This is a genomic window from Granulicella sp. WH15 (assembly GCF_009914315.1).
Lineage (GTDB): Bacteria > Acidobacteriota > Terriglobia > Terriglobales > Acidobacteriaceae > Edaphobacter.
Window position 1 is genome coordinate 3,586,325 of record NZ_CP042596.1, and the last position, 13,584, is coordinate 3,599,908.

The following is a 13,584-nucleotide window of genomic DNA, read 5'->3' on the forward strand; positions in this document are numbered from 1 at the left end:
CTAGAACAAGTTTAGAGCCTGGGCTGGTATGGCGGTTGGCGGAGGCGTTACGCCGATTTCTACGGGTTCGGCTGGCTGGCCGTCGGGCTGTATGAGGCTGCCGTTGCGGAAGCGCAGGCTACGGCCCGGAACGGAGGGCACGCGCTCGCCGGGGATGACGATTCCGGCTAGGTTCATGGGATCGGCTCCCGCCACGATGACCTCGTGTTCGCAGCTCTGCGAGCGGCTGGCGCGAAGCGAGTCCACGGCCTCGGACAGGGCGAACTGCTCGCCCGAGAAGCCGGTGACAAAGCGGCCTCCACGAATCTCGCCACGTGCTTCGAGTCGACGCAGCAACGGCAGAAGATCGCGCCACTTGGGGGCGTTTGATTCGCGTTGCAACAGGTCGCGGAAGAGAACGCCGTAGCGGCAGAGCAGCATACGCGCCGCGGACTCGAGTGCCCGGTCGGTCTGCCGGGCTTCGGCTATGGCGGCCTGCTGGCGCTCTGCGGGTGTCGGCTTCGAGAGCGGCGCGGGGTTCGGAGCTTCGACGAGCAACGACCAACGCCCTGCGGTGCTGCGTGCGCTGGCCCGCTTGTAGAGCGAGGTTGGAGCCTGTGCCGCTGCGGCCTTGCGGCGCGGGTCCATCATGGCGCGCAACTGGTCGAAGCCGTCGGCAGAGGCGAGTCCAGCGGTTGCCAACTCCCAGAGCGCGTGGTTGACCTGCTGCTTCGTGTACGTCGTGACGCGTTGCAGGTCGTTAGCGAAGCTGGCTCCGCGCTGGGCCAGCAGGGCGCGGAGATGGACCGCTTCGGGCGAGAGTGCGGCGGTGAGCGTGTCCGCGTCGATGGACTGTGCGGCCAGCGCGTGAGGGAGCCAGTCGGCGAACTCGCGGAGGTAGAAGGTGATGGGCGCGGCGTTGGTGGGGATGACGCGGCGCGGCGCGGCTCCATCGCCCGAGGCCCACGCAGGATGCGGCGAGACGCGGCCCCAGCCGATGGCTCCCGAGAGACAGAGCGCATCCAGCCAGCGGGGATCGTAGTTGGCCACACGCGCGGGCAGCAGGGTGCGCTCCCACTCCACCGCCGGAGCCTCGAAGCCTTCGAGCTGCTCGATTGCGGCGAGCACGCCCTCTTCTCCGGAGAGCTGCGACTGCGGCGCAAGATGCTGCCAGCCCAGCAGCCAGCGCATATAGACAGCCGGAGGAACGGCTTCGATCTGTTTGCGCAGTGTGCCCAGGGTAAGGCGGTGGATGCGTTGCAGGATACGGCGCTCGCACCACTCTTCTTCGTGTGCATCTTCGGTTGCCGGGTTTTCGAAGACTCCACGCAGGAGCAGGCCCTGCATCTCCATGTGGAGAAAGGCTTGGAGGATGGCCGCTGGAGGCAGGTTGACCTGGCGGGCAAGTGCGTTGGCCGTGGTTGGCCCGGATATTTGTAACCATCCTTGCACTAATTGCAAGACCGCCTGATCCCTTGTAACTGAATTTGTATCTTGAGCTTCGGGGAATGATGCGGGCCAGAGGGCGGCGGCATTTGTAAGTCTCTCGGCGGCCACCCAGCAGGGGTTCCCGTTGCAGCCGATCGTGCGGACGCGGCCTGTGCGGCTGAGGCGCTCGTAGTGCTGGGGCCAGTCGCGGGTCTCCTTGGTGTCTCCGTCGAGCAGGTGCAGAGGAAAAGCTGTGAGCGTGAGCAGAAGATCGTGCAGTTCGTGCTCGTCGCGGATATCGGGCCAGAGCTGGCGACGGACGGTGTCGATGGCCGCCTGGTCGAGACGGTTCTCTGCTTCGCCACTTGATGCGGGAAGGCCACGGCGCAGCGTGGTGGCGCGGGCGCGGCGCTCTTCGAGGCCAGCATCGTCGAGATAGGCATACGGCATGGCGTTGATAAGCTCGTGCGCGAAGACGCTGGGCGTGGGCGTGTCCACCGCGAGACAGCGGATCGTTCCCTGCTCGATGCCGCGCAGAATCTCCTTGAGGCCCTCGAGGTCCATCGCCTCCGAGAGAACGTCCTTCATCACCTCGCGCACCAGCGGGTGATCCGGGATCTGGATGTCGCCCACGATGGTCTCGAAGCAGGCGGCGGCCTGGGGAAAAACATTCGCCATCAGGTCGTCGGAGCGGGTGCGCTGGATCTGCGGCGCGATGCGCTTGCCCTTGCTCATGCGGAGCAGTTGCAGGGAGCGGCCAGCGGCCCAGCGCCAGCGATTCTTGAAGATGGGGCTGGCGATGGCGGCCTGCTCGAGTAGATCCTGCGCGGTGTGTTCGGTGAGGAAGCGAAAGACATCGGAGAGCGGGAAGGAGTGCTGCTCGGCGAGCGAGATGTTGATGCCGTTATCGGTAGCGGCGGCTTGCAGCTCAAAGTTGAAGCCGCGGCAGAAGCGCTTGCGCAGCGCGAGGCCCCAGGCCTTGTTGACGCGGCCGCCGAAGGGCGTGTGCAGGATGAGCTGCATCCCGCCGCCGTCGTCGAAGAAGCGCTCCGCAATGATGGTCGTCTTGGTGGGCACTGCGCCGAGAACGGCGCGGCCACTGACCACGTAGGTGATGAGTTGCAACGCACCTGCGCGGCATACGCCGGTCTCCGTGGTGAGCCACGCGATGGTCTCGACTACCTCTGGGTGAGGCTCGGGGCTGGCAATCATTTGCGGAGCGACGTTAGGGGTGCGGGCGCTGATCTCCTGGCGAAGATCGCCGACGCCGTCGGAGAGAACGCTGGTGCGCTGCGGAGCCTCTCCCTCCCAGAAAGGAATGGTCGGCGGTGCTCCGTGTGCGTCTTCGACCAACACGCGGCCTATGGCCTCGATCTTCTGGATGCGCCAACTGGTGTTGCCGAGGAGCACAACGTCGCCGGGAGAGGAGTCTACGGCGAAGTGCTCGTCGAGCGTGGCTATTTGTAACCCTTCCGGTTGCAATATCACGGAGTAGAGATTGGTGTCGGGGATGGCGCCGCCGTTCGCAATGGCGATCATGCGGGCTCCTCGGCGCGGGTGCAGATGGCCGTGGACCTGGTCGCGCAGCAGGTAGGCTCCATAGCGGCCACGGCCGGATTCGATGCCCTCGTGCAGCAGGGCGAGCAGCTCGTGGAAGTGCTCGCGGGTGAGGTCGCGGTACGGGTAGGCGCGGCGAAGGACGTTGTAGAGCGTGTCCTCGTGCCACGGCTCCGCGCCGCAGGCCGCGACGATCTGCTGCATGAGCACGTCGATGGGGGCTTCGGGAATTTGTAACAGATCCAGTTCTCCCGCGCGCATCTTGCGGATGAGCGCAGCCTGCTCCATCAGGTCATCCCGAGTGGTGGCGAAGAAGCGGCCCTTGGGCGTGGCTCCGCGCCAGTGCCCGGCGCGGCCTACGCGCTGCATGGCCACGGCCACGGCGCGGGTGGTGTTGATCTGGCAGACCAGATCGACCGAGCCGATGTCGATGCCCAGTTCGAGCGACGCTGTGGCAACGAGAATCTTGATCTCGCCGCTCTTCAAGCGCTGCTCGGCGTCGAGCCGCAACATGCGCGAGAGCGAGCCGTGGTGCGCGCCGACGTTCTCGATGCCGATGCGCTCGGCCAGTTCGAAGGAGATCTTCTCGACGAGCTTGCGGGTATTGACGAAGACGAGCGTGCTGCGATGGTCGCGGGTAAGCGCCGCCAGCTTGTCCCAGACCTCGTTCCACATGGCCGTGCTGGCGACCGAGCTAAGCTCATCCGATGGGACTTCGATGGCAAGATCGAGCACGCGTCGCTGGCCGACCTGCACGATGCGAGCGGGCTGGCGCGACTCGTGATTGCCGGTTAGAAATGCAGCGACCAGCTCGATGGGGTTCTGCGTGGCGCTGAGGCCGATGCGTAGCGGCGGCGTGCTGAATCCGGTCAGCATCGCGCCGGGACAGAGATGGTTCTCGCCGCAGATAAGGGCTTCGAGGCGTTCGAGCGAGAGGCTCAGGTGCGCGCCGCGCTTGTCATCGGCCACGGCATGAATCTCGTCGACGATGACGGTACGGACGCGGCGAAGGTGCTCACGGCTCTTGCCCGAGGTGAGCAGGATGTAAAGCGATTCCGGCGTAGTGACAAGGATGTGCGGCGGATGCTTGAGCATCGACAGCCGCTCCTTGGCTGGAGTATCTCCGGTGCGGACGCCGGTACGAATCTCGGTCGAGAGATAGCCGCGGGCGAAGGCCAGAGCCTGTATCTCGGCCAGAGGACCGTCGAGGTTCTTCTGCACGTCGTTCGAAAGCGCCTTCAGGGGCGAGACGTACACCACCTCGGTGCAGGGCGCGAGCGTGCCCGCGATGGCCTTGCGCAGGAGTTGGTCGATGCAGACCAGAAATGCCGCGAGCGTTTTACCGGAGCCGGTGGGTGCGGAGATGAGCGTGGATTCGCCTGCGAGGATGCCGGGCCAGCCAGCCTCCTGCGGCTCGGTGGGCGTGCCGAATCTGCCGACGAACCACTCCTGCACGACCGGGTGCGCCCAGGCGAGCGAGGCAGGAACAGCCGTGGCGACAGAGGCTTCGGCAGGCATGGCCTATTCTAGCGCGTTCGTGCTTTGTTCGCCTTTTGCCTTGTGCAGAAAGTACTTACTCCAGCATCAGGACGCGGTTTCGTCCAGATCTCTTGGCGCGGTAGAGCGCCATATCGCTGCGGCGAAAGACAGCATCGAGCGTGTCGGCCGAGCCGCGAAACACGGCGACGCCGAGGCTGATCGTAACCCGGATCGTGACCCGGATTGGCGTCCCTTCCTCATCCCGTGAGGGCAGATCGAGCGCCTCGACCCGCACGCGCAGGCGCTCGGCCACGGCAAAGGCGGTCTCCGAAGTGCATGTCGGGAGCAGAACGACAAACTCTTCTCCCCCCCAACGCCCGAGGATATCGCTGGAGCGCAGCTCGGACTGGATGCACTCGGCGATGGCGCGCAGCACCTCGTCGCCGGCCAGATGACCGTGACGATCGTTGACCTGCTTGAAGTGATCGAGGTCCGCAACCAGCAGCGAGAACGGCTCGCCCGAGCGCAGGCTGCGCGCCACCTCGCGCTCGCATAGCTCACGGAACATGCGGCGATTGAAGACGCCCGTCAGCGGGTCGGTCGCGGCCAGACGCTCCAGCATGTGGCGCAGTTTGGCCGTCGTCATCCAGAAGAAACCGAAGCCGATGCCTAGCGATGAGCCCAGCATTACGATGATGCTGATGAACTGCAGCAGGCTGGGCGCGAAGATATCCTGCGGCACGCCGCGGATGGCGACGATGACCGATCGGACCAGGTTGTAGGCGGCAAAACTGAGGCAGAGGAACGCCGTCGACCACGACGGCATACGCATCCCGCGCTGCGGACGCAGGAGCAATAGACCGCTCTGGGTGGCCTGAGCCGCGATCAGGATGCTGCCGAAGACCAGCCGCATCTGGTGACTGTCGTGGACATAGGTAAAGTAGACGTGGGTGACGAGGTAGAGGCCCATCAGGACCAGGCCGAACCGCGAGATCCGTATACCCTTTTCGTACAGCTCCAGTATGGCCGAGTGAACCAGGACAAAGGCCAGCAGGATGAGGCCGTTGGCCACGATCACGGTGAAGAACGGACCGGCCCGTTCATGAAACAGCAGCAGAGCCGCGCTGACCGTGCCGCAGGCAAAAGACGCGGCTAGCCACCCCAGTCCTTTGAGGAAGGGGTTGCTGAGGCGCACGACAATCAGGCCGAGACACCCACTCCCAACAATCGACAACACCGCCATCAGGTCAAGGCGAGTATCCATTCCACTCCACGAGGTGCTGGCTGCCGCCTCTACTTTAGAGCAAAGGGTTGGCGGCTATGCCATCCACCATACAGGTACTTCGTATCGTTCTCGGGGCGGCATGGGCAAGTTGCCGGCATGGGGCCTTCTGCTGGTCGGCAGAGAACATCGTTTGTTTCCGGCCAATGGGAGGCCCATGTTGTTGATTTTTCCGTGCCGCCTCGAGAGAAAGATGCAGTACTTACATATTGCCGGAGCCTATATCCGAAGCGCGCGCGGTGGGGTCGGACTCGTCCAGATACTGCTCGATGACGCGTGCGAGCGAGCCCTGCGCGGCCAGAACAAATTCGATGGCGTCGCGGCCCGCGCCCGCACCACCGGCGTGCGGCGTCACGTAGTGCGCAATCTCTTTGACCTGCGAGCGCGCGTTGGCCGTGGCGATGGCCAGTCCGCAGATGCGGAGACAGGGCAGGTCGACGATATCGTCGCCGACGTAAGCCATCTCGTCGAGCGTGACGCCCGCCTTCGCCGCGATCTCTTGAAACGCGTGTGCTTTATGCGCCTGGCCCTGGTAGACGAACTCCAGCTTGAGGTCGCGGGCGCGCAGGGCGACCACCTGCGACTGGCGCTTGGTGATGATGCCCAGGCGCAGCCCGCCGATGCGGGCGAACGACATGCCGAGGCCGTCGTGAGCAGAGAAGCTCTTCACCTCAATGCCCGAGCCGTCGGGCTGAGGAATGATGGTAATGTCTCCGTTGGTCAGGACGCCGTCTACGTCAAAGATGAGGACTTTGATCCTGCGGGCGCGGTCTTCAGGGGTCATGGGTAGATGATACCGTGGCGGCGCTGCCACAGTCCCCACCCAATTGGGTACTTTGTGCGGTTCTCGGGGCTGGAGACCGGCAAATCAACGGCAAGGGTCCTCCCGCTGGCCGGAAAAAATGCTTACTTCCGACCAACGGGAGGACCTCAGACCTCAGGTACTGACTCACCCATACCGCCCCGAGAACGGCACGAAGTGCTAACGCCAGTAGCCTTCTACCCAGACGTAGCCGCCGCCGCGACGATCCCAGTGACCGTCGATCCAGTGAGCATACGGGCGGGGCGGAGCAAGATAGGCACCCGGCACCCAGACATAACGACGCCCATCCCAGCGGTGATATCCGGCACGCCAGGCCCAGTCGCGATGCTCGCGCGGCGGCGGCGGAATCCGCTCGACAGGACGCGCGGGCGGCCCTATGCGGACCGCTATCTGGGCTTCGGCCGCAACGGAACCGGCCGTGAGAAAGGCTGCGCAGACAGCAGTGAGAAGCAGTTTGTTCATAAGATCGTTCTCCTTAGCACTTCCCTCGCTTAGACACGGGTTGGTTTGTGAGAGTTGCGCAGAAAATCTCCGCCCGCAACCGTGGAAAACCCATTGCTATCTTTCCCGTGCCCAGCGGAGTCCCATAAGGATGTCGTCTTCCGTACAGAAGCTTTTCCTCCTGGGAAACATACAGGTTGATGCGAACGGATTCGCGACTATACTGCAACTTGATTGGAATAAGAGGAGATTCACGAATGCGGGCTTTTAAAATGATGGGCGCTCTGGCGCTGATGCCGGTCCTGGCGGCGAGCATACCGGTAGCAGGAGCACAGCAGCCGAATGCCAAGCCGGAGAAGGTGGAGGTCGAGGGCAAGCCGGTCAACGCCGCTACCCCCGGGCCGACACCGGCGGACTCCATCACCGAGAACACTGTCACCGTGGGCAGCGAGAAGATCGCCTACAAGGCCATCGCGGGCACCATCACCGTCGGGTCCACCGACGCGTACGACTCCCAACTGGGTCTGGACGGCAAGCTGCTGCCCGACGGCACGAACCCGCCCGACGCCACCAAGCCCGAGGACGCACCCGCCACCGCGCGCATCTTCTATACCGCTTACTTCAAGAAAGATGCGGCTCCGGGCACGCGGCCGGTGATGTTTTTCTACAACGGCGGCCCCGGCTCGGCGACCATGTGGCTGCACATGGGCTCGTTCGGCCCGCGCCGCGTAGTGACACCCGACACCGAGCACAAGACCGCCGCTCCCTACACCATGGTCGATAACCAGTACAGCCTGCTCGACGTAACCGACGTCGTCTTCATCGACGCGCCGGGCACGGGCTTCAGCCGCATCATGGGCAAGGACAAGGAGAAGGCGTTCTGGGGCACAGACCCGGATGCGCACGCCTTCGAGCGCTTCATCCGCCGCTTCCTCACCAAGTACGATCGCTGGAACTCGCCCAAGTACCTCTTCGGCGAATCGTATGGAACGCCGCGCTCGGCTGTACTCAGCGCCGCGTTGCAGAACGTCGATCTCAACGGCATCGTACTGCTCTCGGCCATCCTCAGCTTCGACAACTCGCCCGACCTGCCGCGCTGGAACCCCGGCGTCGATCAGGCCTACGCGCTGGCTCTGCCGACTTACGCCGCGACGGCCTTCTATCACCACAAGCTGCCCACGCAGCCTGCGGCTCTGGAGCCCTTCCTGAGCGAGGTCGAGTCGTTCGCGCTCGGCGAGTATGAGGCAGCCCTGTTGCAGGGTTCGCAGCTCTCGCCCGCGCAGAAGCAGGCCGTCGCGGAGAAGCTGCACAACTACACCGGCCTGCCGGTGGACTATCTGCTGAAATCCGACCTCCGCGTAACCGGCGGTGCTTTCACCAAGAACCTGCAGGACTCCGACGGTATGACGACAGGCCGCCTTGACACCCGCTTCAAGGGGCCGGACCTCGATCGTCTCTCGGAGGAAGCTGAGTACGATCCGCAGTCGAACGCGATCTCCTCGGCCTACACCACGGCCATCAACCAGTACATGCGCACGGAGTTGAAGTTCGGACGCGACATGACCTACAAACCTGGTGCTTATACGGAACCGGGCTTCTCGTGGGATCTGCGCCATCAGGCTCCGGGCGGTCCTCCGGTCGGACAGGGCGAGGGCGGCACCAACGTCATGCCCGACCTGGCCTACACCATGAAGACCAATCCCAACATGCACGTCATGCTGGCGGGCGGCTACTTCGACCTGGCCACGCCGTTCTTCGAGGGCATCTACGAGATGCACCATCTGCAGATCCCCGCGAAGCTACAGTCGAACATCAGCTACAAGTACTACCAGTCCGGGCACATGGTCTACGTGAACGAGAATGTGCTGAAGCAGTTCCACGACGATGTGGCCAGCTTCGTGCGCAGCACTGAATCGGGCAAGTAAAGGCAACAATCACCATGGGCCGCGCTAAATGCGCGGCCCATGGTGATTAACAGCAAAAGCGCCCTCACGCCGGGCGGGCGGCACTTCGTGCAGTATTGGACGCTGCGCGTGTTCATTGCCTCAAGCAACTCACGAGGAACCCCACCACATACTTCCCCATCGCGCCCCGCAAGCCTATCCTCAAAGAGGAAAAGCGCGATGGCCCTCACCTCACAGAACCCCACCCGCACGCTCCCCGGCGGCCGCACCCGCGCCCACCTGCTGGAGCGCGGCCCCAACGGCCTTCCTCTCTGCCGCTGGTGCAACCTCGAAATCCTCTCCAAGCGCCGCCGCACCTTCTGCTCCGACTACTGCGTCCACCAGTGGCGTCTGCGCACCGACCCCGGCTATCTCCGCGATCAGGTCTTCGCCCGCGACCGCGGCCTCTGTGCCATCTGCAAGGCCGACACCATCGCCATTTACGCGGCGCTCAAGCGTGCCCGAGGAGCCGCTCGCATCGCAGGCCTTTCACTCTACGGCATGAAGTCCATCACCTCGCGCCGCTCGCTCTGGGACGCCGACCACATCCTGCCCGTGGCCGAGGGCGGCGGCCAGTGCGATCTCGACAACCTGCGCACGCTCTGCCTTCCCTGCCATCGCGAAGCCACCGCCCAGCTTCGCCTACGCCTGCGCCGCCAGGCCTGAACACCCTCTACCCCCAAACGCGCATCCAACTACACAGATGTCGGTTGGAGATGTTGAGTGGGCTACGGCCTGCTCCATCTGTTCCCCCCGTCTGTTCGATGAGGCCTTGCTAGGTGACAGACGCGTCGCTGGGTGGCCGATCCATACCGTTCGACGAGAGGTTTAAAATATGCCCGCACTTAAAGAGTTCATTCCCAGGTTGGGACCGCAACCCGAATCCATCTGCTCCACCTGTTGCCAGGTAGTTCGTCCCACGCCTGCTGGCCCCACTCTGGCTCAGGCTCAGGCCCAGCATCGCTGCGGCGAGTTCTCTTTAAACACAACTGTCCGTTAGTGGCCTGAATAAGCAGGATTGCCCGCGCTGTTGAGGATCTAGGACAAGAAAAGAACGCATACCTCGGGGCTAAAGCTCGCGCCTGTGGCCGTTTTTGATGGCTGGGCTAAAGCCCGGACCTACCCCCAGGAACAACGGCAACAGCGCCCTCACGCCGGGCGGGCGGCACTTTGTGCGGTTCTCGACGCTGCTCGTGGTCCTCCCTCAGAAGATTACTTTCGCCATACAGCCCCCAAGACGCCACGAAGTGCGCTAGGCTCCAAACAGCTATGACTGTCGCCATCCAGACCAACCAGATTGCCAAGGGCTACGGCAAGACGCAGGCCCTGCTCCCCCTCACGCTTACCGTTCCCGAAGGCGCGGTCTTCGCGCTGGTGGGCCACAACGGAGCAGGTAAAACCACGCTCATCAAGCTGCTGATGAACATGCTGCACCCTACCTCCGGCTCAGCCACCGTCCTGGGCAAGCCAACCGCCGCCCTCACCGGCGCGGACTTCCAGCGCATCGGCTACGCCAGCGAGAACCAAGAACTGCCCGATTGGATGACCGTCGGCCAGTTCCTCAGCTACCTGCGCCCCTTCTATCCCACCTGGGACGACGAGGCTCTGGTCCGGCAGCTCGACCTGCCGCTCGACCGCAAGCTGAAGAACCTCTCCCGTGGCATGTTGATGAAGGCCGCGCTGGCCAGCATCCTGGCCTTCAGCCCATCGCTCATCCTGCTCGACGAGCCGTTCTCCGGCCTCGATCCGCTGGTGCGTGACGAGCTGATCGAAGCATTGCGACCGCGTTCGCTGGCAGCCGCGCCCACCACAGCCCAGCCGACCATCCTCATCTCCTCGCACGACCTCGCTGAGGTCGAGTCCTTCGCGACCCACATCGGCTTCCTGCATCAGGGCCAGCTCCTCTTCGCCGAAGAGATGACCTCGCTGATGGCCCGCTTCCGCGAAGTGACGGTCGCCCTCAACCCGGCCTCCGCCGCCACGTCCATCGCCCCGCCAGAATCCCGGATACCAGAGTCGTGGCTGCTGCTCGAACAGACCTCCATCGCCGCGCGCTTCGTCCATATCCACGCCGATGCGGAACCGGTCGCGGCCCAGGTCGAGGAGGTCTTCCCCGGCTCGGCCAGCCTCCAGATCGAACCGATGAGCCTGCGCGGCATCTTCCTTGCCCTGGCCAAGAGCGGACGCGCTCCCGCCGCCCTCTAAGCCACGCTGTCCCCCCGAAAGGCATCCATGCTCCAGTCCATCCACATCTTCCGCAAAGACGCCCGCCATCTGCTGCCCGAGATCGCCGTCACGCTCCTGCTCTTTGTCGCCTTCGCCTGGGCCGCGCCCTCGCACTGGACCGGCAGCGTCTACGCCGGTGCTCTGGCCCTGCTGGCCGCGTTGCTGCACGTTCTGCTGCCCATCGCGTGGCTGGTGTTGATCTCCCGTTCCATCCACGACGAGCCGCTGGTGGGCGACCGCCAGTTCTGGACCTCGCGCCCCTACCACTGGGCCAGCCTGCTGGGGGCCAAGGCGCTCTTCCTCACCGCCTTCATCTACCTGCCCTTCCTGCTGGTGCAGGTCTACCTGCTGCACCACGCCGGGCTGTACCCCACGCTGCTGATTCCGGCGCTGCTCCATAACCTGGTGCTGCTCACCGCGTTCTTCGTGCTGCCCATCGCGGCTCTGGCCGCCGTCACCGACAGCTTCGTCCGGCTGGCTCTCGCGGTCATCGCCGCCATCGTCTACCTCGTCATCATGGGCGGGTTAGTGGCCTGGACGACGTGGGGCAACATGGCTCCGCCGCACGTCACCACCGTCTTCTCGGCCCTCTTCGCGCTGCTGCTGGCCGCGATCCTGACCTTCCAGTACGCCACTCGACGTACCACCCACGCGCGTCTGGCCCTCGTCGCCCTACCCGCGCTGCTGGGGCTTATCTTCTGCCTGACCCCGGCCAGCGCGCTGATCCGCAGCAGCTACCCGGCACTCGCGGGCAGCGTCGCACCCCGGCTCTCGCCGCTACCCGACCAGCTGCGCCCCAAGCCCTCGCCCACCGACCCGCTGCAACAGTTCCGCGGCGACGTGCTGCTGGTCCTGCCCATGCAGGTCGCCGGGATCGACGAGAACACGCTCTTCCGCATCAACGGCTATAGCCTGACCGTCGATGCGCCCGGCCTGCACTGGACCTCGCCGTGGCAGCTCTCGGGCGAGCAGATGAACGCCGGAACCCCGGCTACCTACGTGCAGGTGCCCATGCCGTTCGCGCTCTTCGAAAAGGTCCGCAACACCCCCGCCGACCTGCGCCTGACGCTCGCGCTCGACCACATGAAGGTCGGTAACCCCTACATCATCAAGGCGACGCGGGCCAGCTTCCCCATCCCCGGCCACGGCTCATGCAGCTTCACCAACCCGCCGGATGACTCCAGCCCCGACGCTGCCACGCCGGTCTGCCGCTTCCCCTTTGCGCCGCCCGAGACGACCTTCATCGCCGGTGCGGTCTCCCCCGGCTCCTGCTCCGCGCCGCCCGCCGCCGTCGGCCACGCCAACTTCGGCTCTCCCAGCCCCTCGCTCAGCTTCGACCCGGTCCAGACAATTCCTCTGACGCTCACGACCGGCGACTCCAACCCCGAGCACCATTACCTGCTTTGCCCCGACGCCCAGCTCAGCATCTTCCAGGCGAAGTCGCAGGGACACGGAAGCGTGCAGTTGGAGCAGAAGGGGGCTTTGCTGGACGTACTGGCCGCTCGCATCACTAAGATGAACACGCAGCCTCAGACGGGGATGGACTCCGAGCCGCTCACCGCCGATCCGCCCGCACGGCAACCGCAGTAATCCGGGTACCCTATGTCTCGATTCTGAGGCATAGGGTTCGGCCCTCTCCCTCGACCCCAATACAATCTGGACCAGGAAAAGAAAGCATCCCTCGGGTGCTAAAGCCCGCATTGGTGGCGAGTTTTGATGTCCGGGCTAAAGCCCGGACCTACCCCAGAAGCAACGGCAGAAGCAGATTCCTCCGCTTCGCTCCTGAATGACAACCAAAGAAACAAGCAACGGCAAAAGCGGACTCACGCTGGACCGTGCTCCTTTACTACTGTCTCGCCAGCATCAACAGCTCGTTGAAGTGGTCCATCTCTTCCTCCGGCACCTGGCAGAAGAGGCCATCGACCTGCTTTTCCATCTCGCAGTCGATCCGCGCTAGCAGCTCCAGCCCGCACTTTGAGATCCACGCAATCGCCGTCCTGCGATCCGCCTCGCCACGACATCGCGCGATCCATCCGGCGCGCTCCATCCGCTCCAGAATCCGAGGCACGTCCGGCACCGGAGCCACCAGCCGGTCGCGGATCTCGCTCTGCCCCAGCCCTTCGCCCGGTCGTCCACGCTCGGCCCCCCGCAGGATGCGCAGCACGTTGTACTGCGTCGTCGAAAGTCCATAAGGACGCAGCATCTGCTCCAGCCGGTGCTGCACCACAGCGGTCGTCCGCGCCATGTTGAGCCACAGCTCATGCTTCGGCGACTGGAACGGAATACTCTGCTTGATCTCTTCCTGCAGCTTCGAGCCGGACTTCGATCCCATGAATTACTCCTCTCTTAGCGTCGCATAGATCGTCCCAATCCGGCAGACAGATAGCACGAGGAACTGCCTGGGGCGTTGGGCGTTTCCCGTAAAC

Annotated in this window: 9 protein-coding genes; 4 read left to right on the top strand and 5 right to left on the bottom strand. The window is 64.3% G+C overall.

Annotation, left to right across the window (positions count from 1 at the left end; translation table 11 throughout):
- The 4 genes from FTO74_RS14920 to FTO74_RS14935 form a co-directional block, all read right to left on the bottom strand.
- Positions 1-4,482 (bottom strand): DEAD/DEAH box helicase, encoded by a 4,482-nt coding sequence (locus tag FTO74_RS14920; RefSeq protein WP_162538856.1) that lies wholly within the window; start codon positions 4,480-4,482, stop codon positions 1-3.
- A gap of 55 nt (positions 4,483-4,537) precedes the next feature.
- Positions 4,538-5,707, bottom strand: coding sequence for a GGDEF domain-containing protein (locus FTO74_RS14925; RefSeq protein ID WP_162538857.1), 1,170 nt, complete (start codon positions 5,705-5,707; stop codon positions 4,538-4,540).
- A gap of 220 nt (positions 5,708-5,927) precedes the next feature.
- A complete protein-coding gene (locus FTO74_RS14930) occupies positions 5,928-6,509 on the bottom strand; it encodes an HAD hydrolase family protein (RefSeq protein WP_162538858.1) in 582 nt (193 codons plus the stop codon).
- 198 nt (positions 6,510-6,707) lie between these two features.
- On the bottom strand, positions 6,708-7,010 hold the full coding sequence (locus FTO74_RS14935) for a YXWGXW repeat-containing protein (protein ID WP_162538859.1): 303 nt from the start codon (positions 7,008-7,010) through the stop codon (positions 6,708-6,710).
- A gap of 236 nt (positions 7,011-7,246) precedes the next feature.
- Between FTO74_RS14935 and FTO74_RS14940 the strand changes: the two genes are divergently transcribed.
- The 4 genes from FTO74_RS14940 (at position 7,247) to FTO74_RS14955 (ending at position 12,748) form a co-directional block, all read left to right on the top strand.
- Positions 7,247-8,914, top strand: a complete 1,668-nt coding sequence (locus FTO74_RS14940; protein ID WP_162538860.1) for a peptidase S10 — start codon at positions 7,247-7,249, stop codon at positions 8,912-8,914.
- A 198-nt stretch (positions 8,915-9,112) separates the two neighbouring features.
- Complete coding sequence (locus tag FTO74_RS14945) at positions 9,113-9,598, top strand: HNH endonuclease signature motif containing protein (protein WP_162538861.1); 486 nt, start codon at positions 9,113-9,115, stop codon at positions 9,596-9,598.
- 603 nt (positions 9,599-10,201) lie between these two features.
- Entirely contained in the window at positions 10,202-11,137 is a 936-nt protein-coding gene (locus FTO74_RS14950) for an ABC transporter ATP-binding protein (protein ID WP_162538862.1), read from the top strand.
- Between the two features lie 27 nt (positions 11,138-11,164).
- Positions 11,165-12,748: a hypothetical protein gene (locus FTO74_RS14955; RefSeq protein WP_162538863.1), complete on the top strand. Its 1,584-nt coding sequence runs from the start codon at positions 11,165-11,167 to the stop codon at positions 12,746-12,748.
- Positions 12,749-13,004: 256 nt separating this feature from the next.
- On the opposite strand, the gene FTO74_RS14960 is transcribed toward FTO74_RS14955, so the two are convergent.
- Positions 13,005-13,490, bottom strand: a complete 486-nt coding sequence (locus tag FTO74_RS14960; protein ID WP_162538864.1) for a MarR family transcriptional regulator — start codon at positions 13,488-13,490, stop codon at positions 13,005-13,007.
- Between the last annotated feature and the right edge of the window lie 94 nt (positions 13,491-13,584).